General features: G+C 69.2%; 21 protein-coding genes. 13 read left to right on the top strand and 8 right to left on the bottom strand.

The features are described 5' to 3' along the window. Nucleotides 1–115: 115 nt before the first annotated feature. Nucleotides 116–475, top strand: a complete 360-nt coding sequence (locus AC1RAD_RS18570; protein ID WP_492736495.1) for a hypothetical protein — start codon at nt 116–118, stop codon at nt 473–475. An 81-nt stretch (nt 476–556) separates the two neighbouring features. Here the strand turns inward: AC1RAD_RS18570 and AC1RAD_RS18565 are convergent, their stop codons facing one another. The 5 genes from AC1RAD_RS18565 to AC1RAD_RS18545 are packed head-to-tail and all read right to left on the bottom strand — an operon-like array spanning nt 557 to nt 4,341. After that, nucleotides 557–1,396: a LytR/AlgR family response regulator transcription factor gene (locus tag AC1RAD_RS18565; protein WP_492736493.1), complete on the bottom strand. Its 840-nt coding sequence runs from the start codon at nt 1,394–1,396 to the stop codon at nt 557–559. Nucleotides 1,397–1,422: 26 nt separating this feature from the next. Continuing rightward, a complete protein-coding gene (locus AC1RAD_RS18560) occupies nt 1,423–2,505 on the bottom strand; it encodes a sensor histidine kinase (protein ID WP_492736491.1) in 1,083 nt (360 codons plus the stop codon). Continuing rightward, a complete protein-coding gene (locus AC1RAD_RS18555; protein ID WP_159270941.1) occupies nt 2,502–2,816 on the bottom strand; it encodes a 2TM domain-containing protein in 315 nt (104 codons plus the stop codon). The genes AC1RAD_RS18560 and AC1RAD_RS18555 overlap by 4 nt, the downstream gene beginning before the upstream one ends. Beyond that, entirely contained in the window at nt 2,813–3,778 is a 966-nt protein-coding gene (locus AC1RAD_RS18550; RefSeq protein WP_070062584.1) for a sterol desaturase family protein, read from the bottom strand. Before AC1RAD_RS18550 ends, AC1RAD_RS18555 begins: the two co-directional genes overlap by 4 nt. Before the next feature lie 41 nt (nt 3,779–3,819). Next, a complete protein-coding gene (locus AC1RAD_RS18545) occupies nt 3,820–4,341 on the bottom strand; it encodes a DUF6622 family protein (RefSeq protein WP_492736488.1) in 522 nt (173 codons plus the stop codon). 396 nt (nt 4,342–4,737) lie between these two features. On the opposite strand from AC1RAD_RS18545, the gene AC1RAD_RS18540 reads away from it, so the two are divergent. The 4 genes from AC1RAD_RS18540 (at nt 4,738) to AC1RAD_RS18525 (ending at nt 14,927) form a co-directional block, all read left to right on the top strand. Beyond that, complete coding sequence (locus AC1RAD_RS18540) at nt 4,738–6,300, top strand: efflux RND transporter periplasmic adaptor subunit (protein ID WP_492736964.1); 1,563 nt, start codon at nt 4,738–4,740, stop codon at nt 6,298–6,300. Further along, the gene (locus tag AC1RAD_RS18535) at nt 6,297–9,422 is read left to right on the top strand and encodes an efflux RND transporter permease subunit (RefSeq protein ID WP_492736486.1); all 3,126 of its coding nucleotides are present in this window, start codon (nt 6,297–6,299) and stop codon (nt 9,420–9,422) included. Before AC1RAD_RS18540 ends, AC1RAD_RS18535 begins: the two co-directional genes overlap by 4 nt. Nucleotides 9,423–10,155: 733 nt before the next feature. Continuing rightward, nucleotides 10,156–13,416 carry an efflux RND transporter permease subunit gene (locus AC1RAD_RS18530; RefSeq protein WP_492736484.1) on the top strand — a complete coding sequence of 1,087 codons (3,261 nt, stop codon included), beginning with the start codon at nt 10,156–10,158 and terminating at the stop codon, nt 13,414–13,416. Between the two features lie 11 nt (nt 13,417–13,427). Next, nucleotides 13,428–14,927, top strand: coding sequence for an efflux transporter outer membrane subunit (locus AC1RAD_RS18525; RefSeq protein ID WP_492736482.1), 1,500 nt, complete (start codon nt 13,428–13,430; stop codon nt 14,925–14,927). Nucleotides 14,928–15,058: 131 nt separating this feature from the next. Here the strand turns inward: AC1RAD_RS18525 and AC1RAD_RS18520 are convergent, their stop codons facing one another. Next, complete coding sequence (locus tag AC1RAD_RS18520; protein WP_062474873.1) at nt 15,059–15,424, bottom strand: SPW repeat protein; 366 nt, start codon at nt 15,422–15,424, stop codon at nt 15,059–15,061. Nucleotides 15,425–15,593: 169 nt separating this feature from the next. On the opposite strand from AC1RAD_RS18520, the gene AC1RAD_RS18515 reads away from it, so the two are divergent. The 4 genes from AC1RAD_RS18515 (at nt 15,594) to AC1RAD_RS18500 (ending at nt 19,900) form a co-directional block, all read left to right on the top strand. Beyond that, nucleotides 15,594–16,178, top strand: coding sequence for a TetR/AcrR family transcriptional regulator (locus AC1RAD_RS18515; protein WP_492736481.1), 585 nt, complete (start codon nt 15,594–15,596; stop codon nt 16,176–16,178). A gap of 53 nt (nt 16,179–16,231) precedes the next feature. Then, nucleotides 16,232–18,511 carry a xanthine dehydrogenase family protein molybdopterin-binding subunit gene (locus AC1RAD_RS18510; protein ID WP_492736479.1) on the top strand — a complete coding sequence of 760 codons (2,280 nt, stop codon included), beginning with the start codon at nt 16,232–16,234 and terminating at the stop codon, nt 18,509–18,511. 28 nt (nt 18,512–18,539) lie between these two features. Next, nucleotides 18,540–19,004, top strand: coding sequence for a (2Fe-2S)-binding protein (locus tag AC1RAD_RS18505; protein WP_492736477.1), 465 nt, complete (start codon nt 18,540–18,542; stop codon nt 19,002–19,004). A 164-nt stretch (nt 19,005–19,168) separates the two neighbouring features. Then, nucleotides 19,169–19,900, top strand: a complete 732-nt coding sequence (locus tag AC1RAD_RS18500; protein WP_492736475.1) for a GntR family transcriptional regulator — start codon at nt 19,169–19,171, stop codon at nt 19,898–19,900. Here the strand turns inward: AC1RAD_RS18500 and AC1RAD_RS18495 are convergent, their stop codons facing one another. Then, on the bottom strand, nt 19,901–20,767 hold the full coding sequence (locus AC1RAD_RS18495; RefSeq protein ID WP_492736473.1) for a MurR/RpiR family transcriptional regulator: 867 nt from the start codon (nt 20,765–20,767) through the stop codon (nt 19,901–19,903). Between the two features lie 139 nt (nt 20,768–20,906). Here AC1RAD_RS18495 and AC1RAD_RS18490 point away from each other — a divergent pair, with 139 nt between their 5' ends. Genes AC1RAD_RS18490 through AC1RAD_RS18480 form a run of 3 tightly spaced genes read left to right on the top strand, consistent with a single transcriptional unit; the run spans nt 20,907 to nt 23,869 of the window. Next, nucleotides 20,907–22,241, top strand: a complete 1,335-nt coding sequence (locus tag AC1RAD_RS18490) for an aspartate aminotransferase family protein (RefSeq protein WP_492736471.1) — start codon at nt 20,907–20,909, stop codon at nt 22,239–22,241. A 45-nt stretch (nt 22,242–22,286) separates the two neighbouring features. Continuing rightward, a complete protein-coding gene (locus AC1RAD_RS18485; RefSeq protein ID WP_492736469.1) occupies nt 22,287–23,204 on the top strand; it encodes a transporter substrate-binding domain-containing protein in 918 nt (305 codons plus the stop codon). 14 nt (nt 23,205–23,218) lie between these two features. After that, the gene (locus tag AC1RAD_RS18480) at nt 23,219–23,869 is read left to right on the top strand and encodes an aspartate/glutamate racemase family protein (RefSeq protein ID WP_492736468.1); all 651 of its coding nucleotides are present in this window, start codon (nt 23,219–23,221) and stop codon (nt 23,867–23,869) included. Here AC1RAD_RS18480 and AC1RAD_RS18475 read toward each other — a convergent pair. Further along, nucleotides 23,861–24,718 (bottom strand): hypothetical protein, encoded by an 858-nt coding sequence (locus AC1RAD_RS18475; RefSeq protein ID WP_492736466.1) that lies wholly within the window; start codon nt 24,716–24,718, stop codon nt 23,861–23,863. The genes AC1RAD_RS18480 and AC1RAD_RS18475 overlap by 9 nt on opposite strands. Before the next feature lie 182 nt (nt 24,719–24,900). On the opposite strand from AC1RAD_RS18475, the gene AC1RAD_RS18470 reads away from it, so the two are divergent. Beyond that, a complete protein-coding gene (locus tag AC1RAD_RS18470; RefSeq protein ID WP_062474913.1) occupies nt 24,901–25,725 on the top strand; it encodes an undecaprenyl-diphosphate phosphatase in 825 nt (274 codons plus the stop codon). Nucleotides 25,726–25,728: the final 3 nt, after the last annotated feature.

Here is a 25,728-nt window from a genome sequence, read left to right as displayed (position 1 = left end):
TGTCGGGGTTACTTTTGGCAACGCTCTTCACAATGCAGCGTCCACCCGCTTTGCAATTGCAGCGTTCAATACGGACATGGGGCGCACAACGCCCCCCAACAAGGAGTCCCACATCATGAGCGTCACACGTTCTACCCTCTTCAAATGGGCCGCCGCCGGTGCGGTGGCCTTCGGTGCGCTGTTTGCCGCCAGCTCGGCCAGCGCCCGCGGCGACGTGAGCTGGTCGATCGGCGTCGGCGTGCCCGGCGTGGCGGTCGGCGTGGGCGGTCCCGCCTACTACCCGGCCCCGGTCTATGCGCCGCCGGCCCCGGTGTATTACGCACCGCCGCCCCCGGTCTACTACCGTCCGCCGCCGCCGGTGTACTACCGCCCGGCACCGGTCTACTACGCACCGCCGCCGGCCTATTACGGCCCGCGCTACTACGGTCGTGGTTATCACCGCGGTCATGGCCACGGACACGGCCACTGGCGCTGATTTACAACGCCATTCGTGACTGAATGAAAAAAGCCGGCCCCGAAAAGGCCGGCTTTTTGCTGCGCGCCCGGCGCCTGGATTTCACATGGCGCGAAACAGGTGGGCGTAGAGCCGGCTGACCGGGATCTTCTCGGCCCGCCCGCGCAGCGCGAGGTGCAGCTTGCCGGCCTCGTCGCGGTGCACCGCCTCGATGGCCGCGCTGCGCACCACCACCGCCCGGTGCACCTGCCAGAAGGTGTCGGCATCGAGCTGGGGCAGCAGTTGCTTGAGGGGCGTGCGGATCAGGTATTCCTGCGTGGCGGTGAGCACGCGCAGGTACTTGTCGGCGGCCTCGAAATACAGCACCTCGTCGATCGGCACCATGCGCACGGTGGCGCCGCCGGCATCGCTGGCGGCAATCATGCGCAGCGGCGCTGACGGCGACGACGATGCCGACGGCGCACCGCCGGCGGCGCCCAGCACCTGGCGCCACTGGGCGAGGGTGCGCTCCAGCACCTCGTCGGCCGGGATGGGTGGCGTCATCGACGGTGCGGCCGCCGCCAGCGCCTGCCGCAGCCGCGCCACGGTCTTGCGCAGGCGCTCGGGCTGCACGGGCTTGAGCACGTAGTCGATGGCCTCGGCCTCGAAGGCGCGCGCGGCGTACTCGTCGTAGGCGGTCACGAACACCAGCTGCGGCATCGGCGCTTCGTCGGTGGGCCAGCTGTCGGCCAGCTCGGCGGCGGCGCCCAGGCCGTCCAGGCCGGGCATGCGGATGTCGAAGAACAGCACTTGCGGCAGCAGCCGCAGCGCCTCGCGCACGGCGCTGCGGCCGTCGCGGGCGGTGGCGACCACGCGCAGCTCGGGCCAGGCGGCGGCCAGTTCGGCCTGCAGGGCCTGGGCCAGCAGGGGTTCGTCTTCGGCGATGAGGGCGGTGAGGGGCATCGTCTTCTTGTTGTCGTGGGGCCTGTTCAGGCGGGCAGGGGAAGGTTCAGGGTGACGCGCGTTCCGCCGCCCGTCGGCGCGGGGGCCAGGCTCAGGCGGCCTTGCTCGCCGTACACGGTGGCCAGCCGCTCGCGCACCTGCTCGAGCCCGAAGCCGCTGCCTTCCGACGGTTGCGGTGCCGCACCGAGCCCGACACCGGTGTCGCTCACCTCGATGACCAGTTCGCCCGCCTCGCGGCGCGCGCGCACGGCAATTTCGCCGCCTTCGACCTGAGGCTCGAGGCCGTGGCGGATGCTGTTTTCGACCAGCGGCTGCAGCAGCAGCGGCGGCACGGGCGTGTCGCGCAGGTCGTCGGGCAGGTCGAGCGTGTAGCGCAGGCGCTCGCCCATGCGCACCGACATCAGCTCGAGGTAGTCGCCCAGCCGGTCGAACTCGGCCGACAGCGGATGCGACAGCGCGCGCGAGCCGCTGAGCGTCATGCGCAGATAGCTGTTCAGGCGGTCGAGCATGGCCACGGCGCGTGGCGGGTCGACGGTGATCAGCACGCGCAGGTTGGCCAGCGTGTTGAACAGCATGTGCGGCTCGAGCTGGGTTTCGAGCAGCTTGAGGCGGGCGTCCGTGGCGTCTCGCTGTGCCAGGTGGAGCTGGCGCTGCATGTGCTTGCTGCGCCCGAGGCTGTAGAAGAAGTAGCACATGCCGATGGTGGCCGCCAGCGTGATGACGATGGTGGAGACCATCCGGTGCCGGGCGAAGCCCGTGAAGTCGAACAGCGGCCGGCCGACCCAGGCGTCCCCGATGGCGCCGCCGCCGAGGAAGCCCAGCGTGACGCCGAAGGCCACCAGCACGAAGCCCCAGGGGCCGTGCGGCCAGAGCACGTTCTGGTGGCCGCTGATGAACAGGCGCCCGGTGTCGATGACCAGCCAGCTGATCGTTCCGATCGACAGCGAATACACCATCTGCGAACTCCAGCTGCCCATGCCCGAGACGGTCAGTGCTGCGGCGATGACGCAGCAGAAGGTGGCCGTGATCAGGCCGTGCCGCAGGATGTCCCGCAGGTTCTCGGCGCGAAAGCGCGACGGGCGTGGCGTGTCTTCCGCCGTGGCCGTCACCGGCGGTCCCCGCCACCTAGCGCGCGGCGCTCACGTTCCAGCAGCTGGTCGTACAGGCCGCCGCCGGGCGCGATGAGCCAGACCACGGCGCCGTGGATCAGCAGGCCCAGGCCCCAGCCCATGAGCGGGTACACGGCCCAGTTGTGGCCGCGCGAGGCGGCAAGCGCCACCAGCCCGACATTGACGACCACATAGACGAAGGCATGGATGAACCAGCCCATCTTGGCGCCGGCGCGGCGGCGGGCGCGCCGCTCGATGTCGGCGGACGAAGAAGAGGAGGAGGAAGAAGAGGAAGAGGACATGGGGGTCATGACAGCTCCTTGAGAGAGGCAGGTGAAAGGGGAACGAAGTCGCTGGCGGCCGATGCCGGCATCGACGGTGAAGGTGGCAGGGCCGCGCGCTGGCGCAGCTCCTCGGTGGTCTCGCCCGGCCCGTCCGCCCGCCAGCCCGGCGGCTTCACGAGGTAGCCGACGAAGGCGCGCAGCGAACGCGCCGAGCGCAGGTCGCGCCACAGGTCGCGCCACTGGCTGAACTCGATCTCGAACAGGTTGTACGAGGTGATCGGTTTCACCAGCCCGTAGCGGCAGGGCAGATCGGCGCGCTCGGGGATGTAGGTGCCGAACAGGCGGTCGAACACGATCAGCACGCCGCCGTAGTTGCCGTCCAGGTACTCCAGGTTCGAGGCATGGTGCACGCGGTGGGCCGAGGGCGTGTTGAGCACCCATTCGAGCGGGCCGAGCTTCGGAATCCAGGTCGCGTGAATCCAGAACTGATAGAGCAGGTTCAGCGTGAGCATCAGCAAGATGATCCGCGGCGGCATGCCCAACAGCGGCGCCAGCAGGAAGAAGGCGAGCGTGCCGGTGAGCCGGCCGGTCCAGCCGAAGCGGTAGGCGGCCGACAGGTTCAGCTGGTTCGGCGAGTGGTGCACGGCGTGGGTGCACCAGAACCAGCGCACGCGGTGCGCGGCGCGGTGGTACCAGTAGTAGCAGAACTCCTGGCCGACGAAGCAGGCGAGCCAGCCGGTCCAGTGGTCCATCGGCAGCGTGAAGAGCCGGTGGGCGTAGAGCCAGTCCATGGCGCCGACCCAGAAGGCCAGTGGCAGCAGCCAGCGCAGCGGGTATTCGCGCACCAGAAAATCGAACACCGAGATGCCCGCCGCCTTCCAGTCGTAGCTGCGCCAGCCATTGCGCCACGACAGCACCAGCGCTTCGGCCAGCGAGGCGAGCAGCACCACCGAGATGGAAATCTTGAGGATCAACACGAGCACGGTCATGGCGGTTCCTGGCGGCGAAGGGCGGGCGGGGCGTCGGAATCTTAGGCCGCGCGGGCGCCGCTGACCATCGCGCCCGACGCGGCGGCCAGGCGCCACAGGCGCGCGGCGCGGGCCGCGAAGATGCCGCTGAAGGCGCCGTACAGCGCCGGCACGCCCAGGGCGAAGGCGGCCTGGTGGCGCAGCTCCGGATGCAGGGCCAGCGACACGCCCACCACGTACTTGGTGAGGAAGATGCCCATCATGAGCATCAGCGGCACGGCGGTGCCGGCCACCTCGAACTGGCGCGCCGCCGCGTCGTAGCGCATGGTCGCCGGCAGCGGGCGGCGCAGCACCAGCACCATGAGCAGCAGCGCGGCCACGGCCCAGCCGAGCAGGGCGCCGGCCGACTCGCCGGACACCGACACCACGCCCCAGAACGACAGGCCGGCCATGGCGACCGGCATCACCAGCACGCGGTTCAGGCCGATGCGGTTGGCCACGAGCTGCCGGCCACCGAGCCAGGCCAGCAGGACGAACACGGCGAACACCCACTTCGGGGTGTGAAGAAGGATTTGCATCAGCATGAGAGGCTCCGTTCGGTTGGAAGAAGACAAAGGGGGCAGGGAATCGATGGAGCGGACTGTGCCGATGCCGCCCGGCCCCCGCCACGGCCATGCGACGAAATGCGGGTGGGCGGCGTGAAGTGCCGGTCGCCGGCGCGAATGGCGACCCCGGCGATGGCGGGGCGCCGCGCAAACGGAAGCTTTACCGTCGCTTTACGGCACGGAAAACTGCGGGAGTGATATTTCGCGCTGTACTCTAGGCCGCCTCCCTTCAGGCCGCCTTTTCGCACCCCTTCGCACGCACCGCCCATGGATTCCCAAACGCCTCCCGAACCCCTGCCACCCGTCGTGTCGCCGACCCATCCTCCGGCGCGTCGGCGTCGCTGGGTCGGGAGCCTGCTGGCCCTGCTTCTGTTGGTGGCCCTCGGGGGCGGCGCCTGGTACCTGGTGCAGCGTTCCAAGTCGCCGGCACCGGGCGCGGGCGGACCGGGTGCAGGCGCAGGCCGCCCAGGTGGCGGCGGGCCCGGCGGTCGGGCGGGCGGCGGAGGCCCGGCCTCCAGCACCGTCGGCACCGCCGTCGCGCGGCAGGCCGACATCCCGGTGCAGCTCGAAGCGCTGGGCACCGTCACGCCGCTGGCCAACGTGACGGTGCAGCCGCAGGTGTCGGGCGTGCTCACGGCCGTGCTGTTCAAGGAAGGCCAGATGGTCAAGAAGGGCGACGTGCTCGCCACCATCGACCCGCAGCCCTTCGAGAACGCGCTGGCGCAGGCCGCCGGCGCCCGCCAGCGCGACGAGGCCCAGCTGGCCGCGGCGCGCGTCACGCTGCAGCGCTACCAGACGCTGCTCGGCCAGGACTCCATCGCCCGCCAGGACGTCGACACCCAGGCCGCGCTGGTCAAGCAGCTCGAAGGCACCGTGGCCATCGACCGCGCCAACGAGAACACCGCCAAGCTCAACCTGGCCTGGAGCCGCATCACGGCGCCGGTGAGCGGGCGCATCGGCCTGCGGCCGGTGGACGCGGGCAACTACATCTCGACCGGCAGCACCGGCGGCGTGGCCACCATCACGCAGATCGCGCCCATCGACGTCGAGTTCGCCATTCCGCAAGACCGCGTGCCCGAGGTGCAGGAGCGGCTGGGCCAGGGCGCCACGCTCGCCACCACCGCCTTCGACCGCACGCGCACGCGCCGGTTGGCCGACGGCAGCTTCTCCACGCTCGACAACATGGTCGACACGCAGACCGGCACCGTGAAGGCCAAGGCGCGCTTCACCAACGCCGACGGCGCGCTGTTCCCGAACCAGTTCGTCAATCTGCGGCTGCTGCTGCGCACCGTGAGTAGCGCGGTGGTGGTGCCGGTCACGGCGCTGCGCCACGGCCCGAACGGCGACTACGTGTACGTGGTGACGGCCGAGAACACGGCCTCGCAGCGGCCGGTGACGCGCGGCGAATCGAGCGTCGATTTCGCCTCCATCACCAAGGGCCTGCAGCCCGGTGAAACCGTGGTGACCGAAGGCGGCGACCGCCTGAAGGACGGCGCGCGCGTGCAGACCACGGTCGACCGGCCGGCCGGTGCGGCCTCCGGGGCGGCAGCGCCGGGCGGACGGCGTGGAGGACGCCGGCAGGAAGGTGGCGGCGGTGCGCAGGGCGGCGGTGCTCGTCCCGCCGAAGCGGCGGCGCCGGCTTCGCCCTCGCAGGCCCCGGCCGCACCCGCTGCAGGAACGGCTGCGCCGGCTGCAGCGCCGCCGGCCACCACGCCCGCACCGGCGGCCACGCCCGCCAAGCTCCCCACCGCTGAGCAGCGCCAGCGCATGCTCGATGCGGCCAAGGACGATCCCGAACAACTCGAACGCCGCAAGCGTTTCCTCGAAGCCCTCGACCGCGGCGACCCCGCCGCGCTGGAGCGCTGGCAGCGCATGGCCGAGCGCGGTGGCGCCGGTGGCGGTGGCGAACGCAGTGGTGAGGGACGGCGCAGCCCATGAGCCCCTCGCGCCCGTTCATCCTGCGGCCGGTCGCCACCTCGCTGCTGATGCTGGCCATCGTGCTGGCCGGCCTGGTGGCGTTCCGCTTCCTGCCGCTGGCGGCGCTGCCGCAGGTCGACTACCCGACCATCCAGGTCCAGACGCTCTACCCCGGGGCCAGCCCCGAGGTCATGAGCAACACCGTCACTGCGCCGCTGGAGCGCCAGTTCGGCCAGATGTCGGGCCTGGACCGCATGAGCTCGACCAGCGCGGCGGGCGTGTCGATCATCACGCTGCAGTTCTCGCTGGGCCAGACGCTGGACGTCGCCGAGCAGGAAGTGCAGGCCGCCATCAACGCCGGCGGCTCGCTGCTGCCGGCCGACCTGCCGGCGCCGCCGGTGTATGCCAAGGTCAACCCGGCCGACGCGCCGGTGCTCACGCTGGCCATCACCTCCGACACGCTGCCGCTCACCGAGGTGCAGAACCTCGTGAACACCCGGCTCGCGCAGAAGATCAGCCAGGTCTCGGGCGTGGGCCTCGTGTCGCTCAGCGGCGGGCAGCGCCCGGCTGTGCGCATCCAGGCCAACACGCAGGCGCTGGCGGCCAACGGCATCGGGCTGGACTCGCTGCGTACCGCCATCAGCGCGGCCAACTCCAACGGCGCCAAGGGCAGCTTCGACGGCCCCAAGCGCGCCTACACCATCAACTCGAACGACCAGCTGCTCACGGTCGACGACTACAAGAACCTCATCGTCAGCTACAAGAACGGCGCGCCGATCCGCATGGTCGACGTGGCGCGCGTGGTCAACAGCGCCGAGAACACACAGCTCGGTGCCTGGGCCGGGCGCAAGGTCGACGGGCAGGTGCAGCTCACGCCGGCCATCATCCTGAACGTGCAGCGCCAGCCCGGCGCCAACGTGATCGCCACCGTCAACGCCATCAAGAAGCAGCTGCCCGAGCTGCAGGCCGGCATGCCCGCGGGCCTGCAGGTCGAGGTGCTGAGCGACCGCACCGCCGGCATCCGCTCGTCGGTGCAGCACGTCGAGATGGAACTGGTGCTGGCCGTGGTGCTCGTGGTGCTGGTGATCTTCGCGTTCCTGGGCAGCCTGCGCGCCACCGTCATCGCCAGCATTGCCGTGCCGATCTCTCTCATCGGCAGCTTCGGCCTGATGTACCTGCTGGGCTACAGCCTGAACAACCTGAGCCTGATGGCGCTGACCATCGCCACCGGCTTCGTGGTGGACGACGCGATCGTCATGATCGAGAACATCGCGCGCTACATCGAGGAGGGCGAGAAACCGTTGCAGGCCGCGTTCAAGGGCGCTGCGCAGATCGGCTTCACCATCATCTCGCTGACCGTGTCGCTCATCGCGGTGCTGATTCCGTTGCTGTTCATGGGCGACGTGGTGGGCCGCCTGTTCCGCGAGTTCGCGGTGACGCTGGCGATCACCATCCTGATCTCGGGCGTGGTGTCGCTCACGCTGGTGCCGATGATGTCGGCGCGCTGGCTCAAGCACGAACCGAAGAAAGACCCGTCGGGCACCGGCTTCGGCGCGCGCGCCCAGCGTTTCTTCGACGGCGTGATGGTGCGCTACGACCGCTCGCTGCACTGGGTGATCGCGCACCAGCCGCTCACGCTGCTGGTGGCGCTGCTCACGCTGGTGCTGACCGTGCTGCTGTACCTCACGATCCCGAAGGGCCTTTTTCCCACGCAGGACACCGGCCAGCTGCAGGCCCGCGTGCAGGCCGCGCAAGACGTGTCCTTCGAGCGCATGGCGCAGCTGCAGCAGCAGGCCGCGCGCGCCATCCTCGAAGACCACGACGTCGAGAACCTCAGCTCCTTCGTCGGCGTGGACGCGGCCAACAACACGATGCTGCACACCGGCAGCATGCTCATCAACCTGACCCGCAGCCACGACAACCAGCAGGAGGTGATGGACCGCCTGCGCGAGCGCGTGCGGCAGGTGGCCGGCCTCACGCTGTACCTGCAGCCCACGCAGGACCTGACCATCGACGCCGAGACCGGGCCGACCGAGTACCGCGTGTCGCTCGAAGGCGTGAACAGTGCGCTGGTCACCGAGTGGATGCAGAAGCTGGTGGCGAAGCTGCAGGAATCGGACAAGGTGCGCAACGTGAGCAGCGATGCCGGGGCGCAGGGGCTGGCGGCGTATGTGAACGTGAACCGCGACACGGCGTCGCGGCTGTCGATCACTGCGAGTTCGGTGGATGACGCGCTGTACAGCGCCTTCGGGCAGCGCATCGTGTCGACCATCTTCACGGAGACGAACCAGTACCGCGTGATCCTGGAGGCGCAGCCGGGCATGGTGAATACGCCGCAGACGCTGGGGCAGCTGAACCTCATTGCGGGGTCGGGCACGGCGACGCCGCTGTCGGCCTTTGCGGAGATCAGCGAGCGGCAGGCGCCGTTGCAGATCACGCACGTGGCGCAGTATCCGGCGAGTACGTTGAACTTCGATACGGCACCCGGAGTGTCACTCGGTGGGTCGGTGGCGGCGATTCGCGCGGCTGCGAAAGAGATCGGGTTGCCTAGCAGTGTGACGATGACTTTTCTGGGGGCTTCTGGGGCTTATGAGAAGTCGTTGTCGAATCAGCTGTGGTTGATTTTGGCGGCGGTGGTTTGTGTGTACATCGTGCTGGGGGTGCTGTACGAGAGCTATGTGCATCCGTTGACGATCTTGTCTACGTTGCCTTCTGCCGGGGTTGGGGCTTTGCTTGCCTTGATGCTGACTGGCAATGACCTGGGGGTGATCGGGATCATCGGGATCATCCTGCTGATCGGCATCGTGAAGAAGAACGCGATCATGATGATCGACTTTGCTATTGATGCGGAGAGGACGCAGGGGAAGTCTGCTCGTGAGGCGATTCATCAGGCTGCGTTGTTGCGGTTTCGGCCGATCTTGATGACTACGTTGGCGGCTTTGTTTGCTGCTGTTCCCTTGATGTTCAGTTTTGGGGACGGGGCTGAGTTGCGACGTCCTCTCGGGCTTGCGATCTTTGGGGGGTTGATCGTTAGTCAGATGCTGACTTTGTTTACTACGCCGGTTATTTATCTGGCGTTTGATCGGTTGGGTGGGGGGAGTGCGCGTCGGTCTTCTGCTGAGCTTGAGGAGGAGGCGGCTTGATCTGTTTGTACTCCTGCTGCTTGTTTGCTTCCCGGGGCCGGGAGTTCCGCCCGGCGGCGGACTCACTTTCTTTTGCTTCGCCAAAAGAAAGTAAGCAAAGAAAAGGCGACCCCACTGTCTGCGACCCCTTCGCTTCGCTACGGGGCAACCTGCGGTGCTCACGTTTCGCGGGGTCTCGCAGAACTCGCTTCGCTCAAACAGCTGCGAGCCCTGATCCGCGAAACGCTCCGCTCCTCGGCGCAGCCAGAGGGGAGGGGAGCTTCGGGCCGTCGCTTCGCTCGGCCCGGGAGTACCAACAGCCGAATTCAATGCCCCTGCGCGCGGCTTTGCCGGCGCGCGGCTCCTTGCCAACAGCAAGGGCAGCGCAAACCCCAACGGCAACACCAGCACCAGCATCAGCGCCAGCGCACCAACCATTCCCAGCCGCAGCAGGCGCAAAGCGCCTGCTGCGGCCCACTGGCCGAGCGAAGCGATGGCCCGTTGGTATCCCAACCCCTTCTGTATGCGCCAAGGAGCGGAGCGTTTCGCGGATCAGGGCTCGCCCTTGTTTGAGCGAAGCGAGTTTGGGCGAGACCCCGCGAAACGCGAGCACCGCAGGTTGCCCGCAGCGAAGCGGAGGGACGCAGACAGCAGGGTCGCCTTTCTTTTGCCTACGTTTCTTTGGCGAAGCAAAGAAAAGTAGGTCGGCCGCCGGGCCGAGACCCGGCCTCGGGAAGCAAAACGAGGCACTGCGATGAACCTGTCGCGTCCTTTCGTCCGCCGCCCCATAGGCACAGTCCTCCTGACCATAGGCATCGCCCTGGCAGGAATCGCAGCGTTCTTCGTCCTCCCAGTCTCCCCGTTACCCCAAGTCGACTATCCAGTCATCTCGGTAAGAGCCTCGATCCCAGGCGCAAGCCCAGAGACGATGGCAACCAGCGTCGCGACGCCACTGGAAAGACACCTAGGAACCATCGCAGGCGTCAACGAAATGACGTCCACCAGCTCGGTAGGCTCCTCCCGAGTCACCCTGCAATTCGACCTCAGCCGCAACATCGACGGCGCCGCCAGAGAAGTCCAGGCCGCCATCAACGCCAGCCGCGTAGACCTGCCCGCCACGCTAAGAAGCAACCCCACCTACCGCAAAGCCAACCCAGCCGCGTCGCCAGTCATCATCCTGGCCCTCACGTCCAAAACAAAGACCCCAGGCCAGATCTACGACGCCGTCTCCAACATCGTCAGCCAGCGCCTGTCTCAAGTAGACGGCGTAGGCGACGTAGAGATAGGCGGCGGCTCGCTCCCCGCGGTACGCATCGAACTGCTCCCTTTCGCCCTCAACCGCTACGGCATCAGCACCGAAGACGTGCGCGCCGCCATCCAGGCCTCGAACGCCAACCGCCCCAAGGGCATGGTGCAGGGCGAAGGCCGCAAGCTGCAGATCTACACCCAGACCCCGGCGCTGCGCGCGAGCGACTACGCCTCGATGGTCGTGGCCTGGCGCAACGGCGCGGCGGTGCGGTTGCGCGAGGTGGCCGACGTGATCGACGGCGTGGAAGACACGCGCACGCTGGGCCTGTTCAACGGCGAGCCGGCGATCATCGTGCTGATCACGCGCCAGCCCTCGGCCAACATCATCGAGACCGTCGACAACGTGCGCGCGCTGCTGCCCGAGCTGCAGGCGCAACTGCCGCCGGACGTGACGCTGCAGGTCGCCTCGGACAGCACCAACTCCATCCGCAGCTCGCTGCGCGAGGTGGAGATGACGCTGGTCATCGCGGTGCTGCTGGTGGTGCTGGTGGTCAGCCTCTTTCTGCGCAGCGTGCGCGCGACGGTGGTGCCGGCGGTGGCCACGGTGGTGGCGCTCCTGGGCACGTTCGGGGTGATGCACCTGCTGGGCTTCAGCCTCAACAACCTGAGCCTGATGGCGCTCACCGTGGCCACGGGCTTCGTGGTGGACGACGCCATCGTGGTGCTGGAGAACACCAGCCGCCACATCGAGGCCGGCATGTCGCGCATGAAGGCGGCGCTGCTCGGCGCGCAGGAAGTGGGCTTCACGGTGCTGTCGATCAGCGTGTCGCTGGTGGCGGTATTCATTCCGCTGCTGTTCATGGGCGGGCAGGTGGGGCGGCTGTTCCGCGAGTTCGCGGTCACGCTGTCGGCGGCGGTGCTGATCTCGCTGGTCATCTCGCTCACCACCACGCCGATGATGTGCGCGTGGATGCTCAAGCCCGGCGGCGAGCACGACAAGAACAAGCCGCAAGGCCGTTTCGGCCGCGCGGCGGCGCGCAGCTACGACTGGATGCTCAAGCGCTACGAGAGCGCACTCGACTGGGCGCTGGACAGCAAGGCGATCGTCATGGTCGTGCTGCTGGCGGTGGTGGGGCTCAATGTCTACCTGTTCAGCGCGGCGCCCAAGGGCTTCTTCCCGCAGCAGGACAGCGGCCAGCTCAACGGCGGCCTGCGCGCCGACCAGAGCATTTCGTCGCAGGCCATGGGCGCCAAGCTGCGCGAGGTGGTCGACATCATCCGCAAGGACGAGGCGGTCGACACCGTGGTGGGCTTCACGGGCGGTGGGCGCGCGGGCGGCGGCTTCATGTTCGTCAACCTGAAGCCGGCCAGCCAGCGCAAGGACAGCGGCCTGGCCGTGATCGCGCGGCTGCGCCCGCAGCTGGCGCAGGTGACGGGGCTGCGCGTGTTCCTCGGCCCGGTGCAGGACGTGCGCTCGGGCGGGCGCTCCAGCAACTCGACCTACCAGTACACGCTCAAGAGCGACAGCCTGTCCGACCTGCGCACCTGGGCCGTGAAGCTGGCCGACGAGATGAAGCAGCAGCCCACGCTGACCGACATCGACACCGACCAGGACCAGAACGGCGTGGAGACGGTGGCCAAGGTCGACCGCGACAGCGCGCGGCGGCTGGGGCTCACCTCCACCGCCATCGACAACGCGCTGTACAACGCCTTCGGCCAGCGGCAGGTGGCGACCATCTACACCGAGCTCAACCAGTACCACGTGGTGATGGAGTGGGCGCCGGGCTACACGCGCAGCCCGAACGCGCTGCGCGACGTGTACGTGCCGGCCACGAAGACCTCGGTGGTCGCGGGGCAGGCGGTGACCACGCAGGTGGCGGCCACGACGTCCACGGGCAGCACGACGGCCTCTGCCAGCGCCGCCGCCGCGACGGTGCCGGTGTCGGCCAACGCCGGCTCGCGCAACGCCTCGACCGGCAACGTGCTGAGCAACACGGCCACCGCGCTGGTGCCGCTGTCGGCGGTGGCGAAGTTCGAGGAGCAGTCGGTGGCCACGTCGGTGAGCCATGAAGACGGCGAGCTCGCCACCACCATCTCGTTCAACCTGGCCGAGGGCGCCAACCTCGGCGACGCGCGCGAGGCCATCGCCAAGGCCGAGGCCAACATCGCCATGCCGACCAACGTGCGCGGCGCCTTTGCCGGCACCGCGCTGAGCGCGCAGCAGTCGCAGGGGCAGCAGGCGATGCTGATCGTGGCGGCGCTGGTGGTGATCTACATCGTGCTGGGCATCCTGTACGAGAGCCTGGTGCATCCGGTGACGGTGCTCTCGACGCTGCCTTCGGCCGGCGTGGGCGCGGTGCTGGCGCTCTTGATGTTCCGCATGGAGTTTTCCATCATCGCGCTGATCGGCGTGTTCCTGCTGATCGGCATCGTGAAGAAGAACGCCATTTTGATCATCGACTTCGCGCTGGAGGCCGAGCGCTCGCGCGGCCTGAGCCCGCTCGAGGCGGTGCGCGAGGCCTGCCTGCTGCGCTTCCGCCCCATCCTGATGACCACGCTGGCCGCCGCGCTCGGCGCGCTGCCGCTGGCCATCGGCTTCGGCGAGGGCGCCGAACTGCGCCGGCCGCTGGGCGTGGCGATCATCGGCGGGCTCATCGCGAGCCAGCTGCTGACGCTGCTCACCACGCCGGTGGTGTACCTGCTGCTCGACAAACTGCGCCGCCGCGGCAAGAACGAACACGCGCTGAGCCGCGCCCCGGCCGCCTGAGACCCATGACCATGAATGCCTCCTTTTCTTCTAGCGGCCCTTCACGCCGTTTCTTCGCACTGAGCACGCTCGCGCTGGCCGCCGTGCTCGCCGGCTGCGCCGTGGGCCCGGCCTACAAGGTGCCCGAGTCGGCGGCATCGGCCGGCTGGAAGGAACAGCCCGCCGCCGACGGCTGGCTGCCCGCCGCGCCGGCCGACGCGCTCGACCGTGGCGAGTGGTGGAAGCTCTTCGGCGACGCCACGCTCGACGAACTCGCGGCGCGCGTGCAGGTGTCGAACCAGAACATCGCCGCCGCTGTCGCCAACTACACGCAGGCCCAGGCGCTGGTGCGCGAGCAGCGCGCGGGGCTGTTCCCGTCGGTGTCCTTAGACGGCAGCGGCAAGCGCTCGGGCACGGTGGGTGGCAACGCCTCGGCCAGCCCGTCGAACACTTTCGGCGCCACGCTGGGCGCGAGCTGGACGCCCGACGTGTGGGGCCGCCTGCGCGAGGCCGTGAACAGCGCGCAGGCCAACGCCCAAGCCAGCGAAGCCGACCTGGCCTCGGCGCGGCTGTCGGCCGTCGGCGACCTGGCCACCAACTACTTCTCGCTGCGCGAGGCCGACGCCGAGATCGTGCTGCTCGACGAAACCATCCTCGGCTACCAGCGCGCGTTCGAGATCACGAGCAACCGCTACGCCGCCGGCATTGCCGCGCAGACCGACGTGCTGCAGGCGCAGACGCAACTGGTGAACGCCAAGGCCGACCGCGTGGGCCTGCAGCGCACACGCGCCACGCTGGAGCACGCCATCGCGATGCTGGTGGGCGTGGCGCCGGCCGACTTCAGCCTGCCGCCCGCGCGCTGGACGCCCACGGTGCCCGGCGTGCCGACCGGCGTGCCCTCGACGCTGCTGCAGCGCCGCCCCGACATCGCGGCGGCGGAGCGCGCGGTGGCCGCGGCCAATGCGCAGATCGGCGTGGCGCGCTCGGCCTACTACCCGAACATTTCGCTCACGGCCTCGGTCGGCAGCAATGCCAGCCGCGTGAGAGACCTCTTCGGCGCGGCCAACACGCTGTGGGGGCTGGGCCTGTCGGTGGCGCAGGTGGTGTTCGATGCGGGCGCCATCAGCGCCAGCGTCGATGCCGCCAAGGCCGGCCACGAGGCCAGCGTGGCGCGCTACCGGCAGACCGTGCTGGCCGCGTTCCAGACCGTAGAAGACCAGCTGACCACCGGTGCCACGCTGGCGCAGCAGGAAGGCTTGCGCCGTGAGGCCACGGCAGCGGCCGACAAGACCGAGCAGCAGTTGCTCAACCGGTATCGCGCGGGGCAGGTGAGCTACACCGATGTGGTGCAGGCGCAGGCCGCCGCACTGAGCGCGCGGCGCGCGCTCGTGCAGCTTCAGGTCAATCGCCAGGCCGCGGCAATCGCGCTGATCCAGGCCATGGGCGGCGGTTGGCAGGCCGACTGGATGGGGGCGACCCGCCCGGCCGGCAACAGCCCTTCAAACAACAACGCCGCTTCCCGCACACCGTAAGGGGCGGGTGTTGCGGGCGGGCATGGGAACCTGCCTGGCCCGTCGGCCCGACCGGCGCGAACACCGGACCGGGCGTCGTCGCTTCGCGGCGGTGGTCACCGCTCGGCGCTCACAGGATCGCTCTCTCCCCATCAGTGCGCTGGTCGGTCGAGGGCCTCGCCCAGGTAGTCCTTGTCTGTCACCAGGACCCAGAGGGCGAGCACCATGATCACCGCAGCCACGAGGACTGCATTGACCAGCGCCGGCTCGACCATGCGGAAGTCGAGCAACCAGGGCGACACCGCCAGCCAGGCTGCCAGCGCCACTTCGGTCCACTCTTCCCACTGGTGCGGCACGAAGGTCGCGCCCAAGGCCACGGCGCCCAGCACGATGCCGGTCGCCACCATGGTCCACATGGCGAGCGAATTGCCCTGAAAGCCCAGTACCCATGGCGAGACGATCAGCCACACGCCGGCGACGGCGTTGACGGGGTCCTGCCAATGCTTCACATGCTTCATGGTCGTACCTCCTGTCGCAGCACGACGCCACGACTCTGGTTGGACTGCCGCGCTGCGCCGTGGTTCCGCCATGCGGCATGGCGCGGGCCGCGCGGGGCTTGCGGATCGGCGCCGCCTTCCTATACTTGAGTGAACACTCAATTAAACGAACGACGGAGACCGCCCGCGCATGGCCCGCCCCCGCAGTGTCGACAAGCACAACGCCATCCTCGAGGCCGCGCTGGTCGAGTTCGGCCGGCGCGGCGTGTGGGCCACGCCGACCTCGGCGATCTCGCGCACCGCGGGTGTGGCCGAGGGCACGCTGTTCACCTACTTCGCGAGCAAGGCGCTGCTGACCGACGCGCTGTACCGCGTGCTGAAGACCGAGCTGGCCGGCGTGATGCTGGCCGACTGGCCCGAAGCGGCCGATCCGCGCACCCAGTTCCGCCACATCTGGGACCGCTACGTGCGCTGGGGCGTGGCGCACCCCGGCAAGCTGCGCGTGCTGGCGCAGCTCAAGGTCTCCGACGAACTGAGCGACGAGAGCCGCGCCGCCGGCATGGCGCCGTTCGCACGGCTGGAAGCGGTGGCGCAGGAATGCATGCGGCGCGGGCTGGTCGTCGAGCGGCCGATCGAATTCCTGGGCGCGATGCTCACGGCGATGGCCGAGACCACCGTCGGCTACATCGCGCAGGCCGGCGACGCGGCGCCCGCGTTCGACTACGCCGAAGCCGGCTTCGAGATCTTCTGGCAAGGCATCGCCGTGCCGCCCTGACGACGACACCTTCCGCACGAACGACAAGACCCCTACCGAAGAAAGACCCCGCCATGCCCACACTCAAACGCCGCCACTTCGTGCTCGGCACCCTCGGCGCCGCCGGCGCCCTGGTCGTCGGCTGGGCCGCCACGCCGGCGGCTTCGCGCCTTGTGCCCGGCGCGCCGCTGCCGGCGGGCAACGGGCAGGTCGCACTCAACGGCTGGGTCAAGGTGGGCAGCGACGACACCGTCACGCTGGTGATGACGCAATCGGAAATGGGGCAGGGCACCCACACCGGCCTGGCGATGCTGCTGGCCGAGGAAATGGACGCCGCGGTGTCGCAGGTGCGGCTCGAGCAGGCCGGCTTCGACGCCATCTACAACAACCAGGCCATGATCCTCGACGCGCTGCCTTTCAGGCCCGGCGACGAGGGCTTCGGCAAGCGCGCGGCGCACCAGGTCGTGGGCAAGCTGCTGCGCACGATCCCGGGGCTCTCGGGCACGGGCGGCTCGTCGAGCGTCACCGACCAGTGGGGCCCGGTGCGCGAGGCCGGCGCGTCGGCGCGGCTCATGCTGGTGGGCGCGGCGGCGGCGCAGTGGCAGGTGCCCGCCAGCGAATGCCGCACCGAGGCCGGCCGCGTGCTGCACCCGGCCTCCAACCGCAGTGCGCGCTTCGGCGAACTCGCCGCGAAGGCCGCGCAGCAGCCGCTGCCCACGGCAGTGAAGCTCAAGGCGCAAGCCGACTTCCGCGTCATCGGCCAGCCGCAGCGCCGCATCGACAACGCCGGCAAGCTCAATGGCACCGCCACCTACGGCATCGACGTGCTGCCGCCGGGCCTGCTGTACGCCAGCATCGCCATGTGCCCGACGCTGGCCGGCCGCGTCGCGCGCTTCGATGCGAAAGCCGCCGAGGCGCTGCCCGGCGTGCGCAAGGTGATGGCGCTGGAGCCGGTGGCCGCGAGCCTCGTCGGCACCGGCAGCACGGCGGGCGGCGTGGCGGTGATCGCCGACACGCCGTACCACGCGATGCGGGCGCTGAAGCAGGTCGACATCGAATGGGACCACGGCCCGGCCGCGAGCCTGTCGAGCGCCGAGATGATCGACCGCCTCGCGCGCACGCTCGACGCCGACGCGGGCAACGCCCGCCTCGATACCGGCGGCGTGGCGGCGGCGCTGAAGTCCGCCGCGCGCACGATCGAGGTCGAGTACCGCGTGCCCTTCCTGGCGCACGCCACCATGGAGCCGATGAACTGCACCGTGCAGTTCAAGGACGGCGCCGCCACCGTCTGGGCGCCGACGCAGGCGCCGGGCTTCGCGCGCGCCGCGGTCGCCAAGGCGCTGGGCATCGACGCCGACAAGGTCACGCTGCACGTCACCTACCTGGGCGGCGGTTTCGGACGGCGCTACTTCATCGACTTCCTGGTGCAGGCCGCGCAGCTCGCGCGCGAGGCCGGCGGCGCGCCGGTGCAGCTGATCTGGTCGCGCGAGGAAGACATGACGCACGACTTCTACCGCCCCGCCTACGTGGCGCTGTGCAAGGCCGGCTTCGACGCGGCGGGTGCGCTGGTCGCGTGGCAGACCACCAGCGCCGGCTCCAGCCTCGGTGCGCCGTCGTTCATGGACAACTCGACCGACGGCGCCTGGAACACCGCCTATGATTTCCCGCAGGCCCGCGTGGCGCACGTACCGGTCGAATCGGCCGTCACCACCGGCATCTGGCGCTCGGTGGCGCATTCGCAGAACGGATTCTTCGTGGAGAGCTTCATCGACGAATGCGCCGTCGCCGCGAGCAAGGACCCGGTGGCTTTCCGCGCCGGCCTGCTCGCCAAGGACGCGCGCCACCTGGCGGTGCTGAAGCGTGTGGCCGAACTCTCCAAGTGGGGCGAGCCGCTGGCAGACGGGCCCGACGGCACGAAGCGCGCGCGCGGCGTGGCCATCCACCGCGCCTTCGGCAGCATCGTGGCGCAGGTGGCCGAGGTGTCGGTGACGCCCGAGCGGCAGATCCGCGTGCACCGCGTGGTGTGCGTGATCGACTGCGGCCTGCCGGTCAACCCGAACCTGATCCGCCAGCAGATGGAAGGCGGCATCGTGTTCGGCCTGTCGGCCGCGCTGCGCGGCGAGATCACCGTGGCGCGCGGCCAGGTGCAGCAGAGCAACTTCCACGACTACACGCCGCTGCGCATCGACGAGTGCCCGGCCATCGAGGTCGACATCCTCGCCGGCACCGGCGCCGAGGTGCCGCCCGGCGGGGTGGGCGAGCCCGGCACGCCGCCCATCGCGCCCGCCGTGGCCAACGCCGTGTTCGCGCTGACCGGCCAGCGCCTGCGCAGCCTGCCTCTGCGGCTGGCCTGATCTCCCAGAACAGCAAGAAAGACACCCCATGAACACCACCACGCTGAAGATCAACGGCCAGACCGCCACCGTGAGCGCCGAGCCCGACACCCCGCTGCTGTGGGTGCTGCGCGGCGAGATGAAGCTCGTCGGCACCAAGTTCGGCTGCGGCAAGGCGCTGTGCGGCGCCTGCACCGTGCACCTGGACGGCCAGGCCGTGCGCTCCTGCGTCACCCCGCTGGAGGCCGTGGCCGGGCGCGAAGTCACCACCATCGAGGGCCTGAAGGGCCGGGAGGCCGACGCCCTGCGCGCGGCCTGGACCGAGGTCGACGTGGTGCAGTGCGGCTACTGCCAGAGCGGCCAGCTGATGTCGGCCTGCGCGTTGCTCAAAGCCACGCCCAAACCCAGCGACGACCAGGTCTCGGACGCCATGCGCGGCAACATTTGCCGCTGCGGCACCTACCCCCGGATTCGCGCCGCGATCCACCTGGCGGCAGAAACAGCGGGGCGGTAACGCAGAAACCGGGGTGGTTGTTTACAGAAGTTAATAATTTTTCCGTAATTCTCGAAAAAGTCGCCAGAACGGTATTTTTACGGAAATTGGGGATATGAAGCTTCGATACGCCGCCGTACCATCCGCGCGGCCCGCTTCCGGCCGTCCCCTGTTTCCGACTTTCGATGACCCCCCCAGATCCCTCGCGGACGCGCGTTCTGTCCGTGGCCGACACGCTGCGCACCCGCATCTTCGACGGTGCGATCGCCCCCGGCGCCCACCTGATGGAGATTTCGCTCGCCAACGAGCTTGGCGTGTCGCGCACCCCTGTGCGCGGCGCCATGGCGCGGCTGGCCGACGAGGGGTTGCTGGTCTACCACCCGCAGCGGGGTTTCCAGGTGCGCCGTTTCGACGCCAAGGACGTGTTCGACGCCTTCAGCGTGCGCGCCACGCTCGAAGGCATGGGCTGCCGCCTGCTCAGCGAGCGTGGCCTGGACGACGAGGCGCTGGCCGAACTGACGGCCATGGTCGACGAGCAGCATGCGCTGCTGCACGACAGCGGCGAATGGACCGACGAGCGGGCCGACCTGTGGCAGGACCTGAACCAGGCCTTCCACCACAGGCTGCTGTCGCTGGCCGACAACCGCTGGCTCAGCGAGGCCGTGCAGCGCGCCTGCCAGCTGCCGGTGATCTTCGACAGCCGCTCGCGCCCGCACAGGCACGATGCCGCGATGCTGCTGTACCGGCACAGCCAGGCCCTGCAGGCGCTCGAAGAGCACCGCTGCATCGTCGAGGCGCTCGGCCGGCAGGAAGCGGCGGGCGCCGAAGCCGCGATGCGCGAGCACATCAACGCCAATCGCGACCTGCTGGTGCTCTACCTGCGCCAGAGCGCCGGCCGCACCCGCGCGCTGGCCTGATCAGCCGCCCCGCGCCACGGGCGCCATGAGGTAGGCCCCCGACTCGAACAGCTGCGCCTCGGCCTGGTCGATGCGCCGGATCACCGGCTTGCCCGCGCGGCTCGCCAGCAGCTCGACCAGCGCTTCCGTCACGGCCACGCCAGCGGCGACCGAGGGGAAGAACGAGGGGCTGTGGATGGTGAAGAGCAGCGTCTCGTCCGCCAGCAGCGACAGCGGCGAGGTCACGCTGTCGGTGATCGCCACGATGCGGCAACCCGCCGCCTTCGCCGCCTCGGCCACCTGCAAGGCTTCGCGCGAGTAGGGCGCAAAGCTCGCCACCACCAGCGCGTCGCCCTTGGCGAAGGCGCGCTGCTGCATCTCGAGCGAGCCGCCCTGGCCGTCCACCAGGTGCACGCTGGTGCGAAAGAGCCGGTACACGTACACGAACGAGAAGGCGATCGGAAAGCACGCGCGAAAGCCCGCCGCGTGCACGGCCGGCGCCTTCTCCAGCAGCGCGCAGGCCTTGAGCAGCGCCGGCCCGCTCTGCTGGTGCGTGAGCTCCAGGTTGCGCCGCTGCACCTCGAACATCTCGCCCGCCAGGCCCTGGTCGGCGACGCGGCCCACCAGCTGCTTGGCGCGCCCGCCGTAGGTCTCGGTGCCCAGGCCCATGTCGGCGGCGAAGGACTCTTTCAGCTGCGGCCAGCCCTCGAAGCCCAGGTGCTGCGCGAAGCGCACCAGTGTGGCCGGCGTGCTCTGCGCGCGCGTGCCGACGTTGCGCATCGAGCCCGTGACCACTTCGTTGGGGTGGTCGAGCACGTAGCGCGCCACCTGCTGCAGGGCGGGGCTCAGTTCGTTGAAACGCTGGCGGATCAGTTCTTTGGCGCCCATGGCGGTGTCTCTTTTCTCTCGGTGTCTGGAACGAATGTACCGGAGCAGGGAAATTCCGGGAGTTGACGGAACAAATGTTCCAAACAATAATTTGGCCGAAACGTTAGTTCCAAACACAGCCCCCAGCTTTTCTCCCGCCATGACGCACGTCTTCCACCGCCACCTTCGCCAGACCCCGCCCGTTGCCGCCAGCGCGCAGGGCATGTTCATCCGCGACGCCGACGGGCGCGAATACCTCGACGCCTCGGGCGGCGCGGCCGTGTCCTCGCTCGGCCATGGCCATCCCGAGGTGATGGCCGCCATGCACGCGCAGATCGACACACTGGCCTACGCCCACACCAGCTTCTTCACGAGCGAGGTGGCCGAGCAGCTGGCCGACGAGTTCATCGGTTCTGCCCCCGAAGGCATGAGCCACGTGTACCTCGTGAGCGGCGGCTCCGAGGCGGTGGAGTCGGCGCTGAAGATGGCGCGCCAGTACTTCGTGGAGGTCGGCCAGCCGCAGCGCACGCACTTCATCGCGCGCCGCCAGAGCTACCACGGCAACACGCTGGGCGCGCTCGCGGTGGGCGGCAACGCCTGGCGGCGCGAGCCCTTCGCACCCATCCTCGTGCCGGCCACGCACGTCGCACCGTGCTACCCGTACCGCGAGCAGCGCGAAGGTGAAAGCGCCGAGCAGTACGGCCTGCGCCTGGCAGATGAGCTCGAAGCGGCCATCGTCGCGCAGGGCGCCGACCGCGTGATCGCCTTCGTGGCCGAGACCGTGGGCGGCGCCACCGCGGGCGTGCTCACGCCGGTGCCGGGCTACTTCAAGGCCGTGCGCGCCGTGTGCGACAAGCACGGCGTGCTGCTGATCCTTGACGAGGTGATGTGCGGCATGGGCCGCACCGGCTCGCTGCATGCCTGCGAGCAGGAGGGCGTGGTGCCCGACCTGATGACCGTCGCCAAGGGCCTGGGTGGCGGCTACCAGCCGATCGGCGCGGTGCTCGCGCAGCGCCGCATCGTCGAGGCCATGTCCAAGGGCAGCGGCTTCTTCCAGCACGGCCACACCTACCTGGGCCATCCGATGGCCTGCGCGGCGGCACTCGCGGTGCAGCAGGTGATCCGCCGCGACGGCCTGGTCGCCAAGGTGCGCGACGACGGCGTTGTCTTCGGCGCGATGCTGGCCGAGGCGCTGGGCGACCACCCGCACGTGGGCGACATCCGCGGGCGCGGCTTCTTCTGGGGCGTCGAGCTGGTGGCCGACCGCGCGAGCAAGCAGCCCTTCGATCCGGCCCTGGCCGTCAACGCGCGCCTCAAGAAGGACGCGATGGCGCGCGGCCTGCTGTGCTACCCCTTCGGCGGCACGGTGGACGGGCGCCAGGGCGACCACGTGCTGCTGGCGCCGCCGTACATCGCGACGCGCGACCACCTGCAGGAGATCGTCGCGCGGCTCGCCGCCTCGGTCGACGCGGTCACGCGCAGCGCCGCGCGCTGAGCCACCGCCCCTTTTTTCTTCAACCGCCGTTCCGAGGAGCGTTCCATGCCCCAGCTTCGCCCGTCGCTTTCCATCGCCGCCGCCGCCTTCGCGCTGGCCCTTGCCGCCCTGGCACCGACCGCTCCCGCGCAGGCGCAGCCCGCCAACGACACGCTCGCCAAGATCAAGGCCAGCGGCGCCATCACCTTCGGCTACCGCGAAGCCTCGTTCGGCTTCTCGTACCTGGACGCCAACCTCAAGCCCGTGGGCTACAGCATCGAGATCTGCAACCGCATCGTCGACGCGGTGAAGACTGAGCTGAAGCTGCCGGCCGTCGAGGTCAAGTACCAGGCCGTGACCTCGGCCAACCGCATCCCGCTGGTGCAGAACGGAACGGTGGACATCGAGTGCGGCTCCACCACCAACCTGGTCGAGCGCCAGTCGCAGGTGGCCTTTTCGCCGGACATCTTCCGCTACAACGTGCGCACGCTGGTGAAGGCCGATTCGGGCATCAAGAGCATCGCCGACCTGCAGGGAAAGACCGTGGTTACCACCGCAGGCACCACGTCGTTTCGCCTGCTGCGTGCGGCCGACAAGGGCCGCAGCCTCGAGGTGAACCAGCTCTCGGGCAAGGACCACACCGACTCGTTCCTGCTGGTCGAGAGCGGCCGCGCGCAGGCCTTCGTGCTCGACGACATCCTGCTCGCGGGCCAGATCGCCAACGCGCGCAACCCGAAGGACTTCGTCATCACCGGCGAGAGCCTGCGCACCGAGAACCAGTCGCTGATGTTCCGCAAGGACGACCCGGCCTTCAAGGCGCTGGTGGACCGCGTGGTGTCGGGCATGATGAAGTCCGGCGAGATGGAAAAGCTCTACGGCAAGTGGTTCATGTCGCCGATTCCGCCCAAGGGCATCAACATCAACTACCCGCTCAATGCCGAGACGAAGGAGGCCTTTGCCAACCCGTCGTCCAAGGGCATCTGATCTCACCTGACTTCATGACACGCATCGCCCTCATCCACGCGCTCTCGCATTCCGTCGCACCCATCAACGAAGCCTTCGCGCGCGACTGGCCCGAGGCCGTGCGCATGAACCTGCTGGACGACAGCCTCTCGGCCGACCTCGCGCGCGACGGCAAGGGGCTCGACGCGGCGATGCACGAACGCTTCCAGCGCCTGGCGCAGTACGCGGTGGACACGGGCGCGCGCGGCATCCTCTTCACCTGCTCGGCCTTCGGGCCGTGCATCGAGGCGGTGGCGCAGCGGCACGCGGGCATTCCGGTGCTCAAGCCCAACGAGGCCATGATCGAGGAGGCCGTGCAGGGCGAAGGCCGGCTGGGCCTGATCGCGACCTTCGCGCGCACGCTGGAATCGATGCCGCCGGAGTTTCCTTCGGGCATGGCGCTCGAACTCGCGCTGGCCGAGGGCGCGCTGGCCGCGCTCGATGCGGGCGACGCGCAGCGCCACGACGCGCTCATCGCCGAACAGGCCGCCGCGCTGCGTGCGCGCGGCTGCACGCGCATCGCCCTGGCTCAGTTCAGCATGGCGCGGGCGCGTGGTGCTTGCGAGGCAGCGAGTGGACTGCCTGTGCTGACGACGGTCGACAGCGCGGTGCGCGCGCTGCGCCGGCGTGCTTCAGCTTCAGTGTGAGCCGCCGTTGCCGACGACCGTGACCAGCGTGGTCATCGCCACCTGCGCGGCCTCGCCGCGCGCCAGCGGGCGGCCCGGGCCGGCGTTGCCGCTGTCGGTTTCCAGGCCCTGCGCCAGGCGGCGGTAGATGTCCGACGAGGGCATGGTCGCCGCCGTGCCGAGCGCGTCGCAGTAGGTGTCGGTGAGCACGGCGGCCAGCCGTTCGCGCTCGGCGTCGCACAGCACGGGCGCGTCGGCGGCGAAGACCGACGCCACGCAGTGCATCAGGTAGGCCTGGGTCTCGAGCGAGAAGGCCTGCTGGCGCACGTAGTCTTCCACCGCGTGCCAGAAGAGGGTGTCGGAGGTGCGGCGCCAGCTTTCGAGCACCTTGCGCGACTTGGCGACCAGGTCGGCGTGCGCGTCGTGCGGTTCGGCCGGCCGCAGCGCCAGACCCTGCAGCGTGAGCGCGGCCACCGGGCCGGCCGCGCCGAGCAGGAAGCTCCAGAACTTCCAGCGCGCAAACCATTTCTTGTCATGGGCCGGGCCCAGCGGCTCCAGCAACCGGAAGTCGATGCACAGGGCGGCGTTGGCCTGCAGGCCGGAGGCCATGCGGTCGGCCTCCACATGGCCCTGCGCGACGATGCAGGCGCTGGCGCCGCAGCGGTCGATGTCGGCCAGGCGCTGCGTCAGCTGGCGCAGCTCGTGGGCCGAGGCGCCGGTGGCTTCGGCCACGCGCAGCATGCCGTGGCACTGCTCCCGCTCCCGCTGGCAGGGGCTCTTGAGACGGTCTTCGACATGGTCGTCGAGCGTCGAGGGGCGTTCTTCTGCGACGCAGTCCTCGAGTTCACTCCCGCTGGTGAACGTTGACATGGATGCTCCTTCGGGCGCAGATGAATAACTGTTATCAATATGTATTAACGCGCCGAGGTCGAACATCACCTGAACTAGGTATTTCCGTGGGCGGGCTGCCTTGCGTTTCACCGGCGGAACGGCGCCTGAACAGGGCCTGACCGATGGCCTCGCCATAATTGCCGCTCTTTCAAGGAGTACGCGTGGATATCGTTTTGCTGGTCAAGGCCGCTGTCATGGGCATCGTGGAGGGTCTGACCGAATTCCTGCCGATCTCGTCGACCGGCCACCTCATTCTTGCGGGCTCGCTGCTGGGCTTCGACGACGCCAAGGCCAAGGTGTTCGACATCGCCATCCAGACCGGCGCGATCTTCGCGGTGATCCTGGTCTACTGGCAGAAGATCCATTCGACCGTGGTGGCGCTGCCGCGCCAGCCCAAGGCGCGCCGGCTGGCGCTGAACATCGTCATCGGCTTCCTGCCCGCGGTGGTGCTGGGCCTCCTGTTCGGCAAGATGATCAAGGCGCACCTGTTCATCCCGACCGTGGTGGCCAGCACCTTCATCATCGGCGGCTTCATCATCCTGTGGGCCGAGAAGCGCCCGCCCGGTTCGGTGCGCGTCGAGCACGTGGACGACATGACGCCCTGGGACGCACTCAAGGTCGGCCTGGTGCAGTGCTTCGCGATGATCCCCGGCACCAGCCGCAGCGGCTCGACCATCATCGGCGGCATGCTGCTGGGCCTGTCGCGCCAGGCGGCGACCGATTTCTCGTTCTTCCTGGCGATTCCGACGCTGATCGGCGCGGGCGCCTACAGCCTCTACAAGGAGCGCGCGCTGCTGTCGGTGGCCGACATTCCGATGTTCACGGTGGGGCTGGCCTTCTCGTTCATCAGCGCGTGGCTGTGCGTGCGCTGGCTGCTGAAGTACATCAGCACGCACAACTTCATTCCGTTCGCGTGGTATCGCATCGCCTTCGGCATCGTGGTGCTGGCCACGGCGTGGACCGGCGCGGTGGTCTGGGCGGAATAAGCC

Source organism: Variovorax sp. GW823-FHT04B03, from assembly GCF_058796495.1.
Note: the sequence above shows the minus strand (reverse complement) of the source record. Positions and strands in the feature narration are given on the sequence as shown.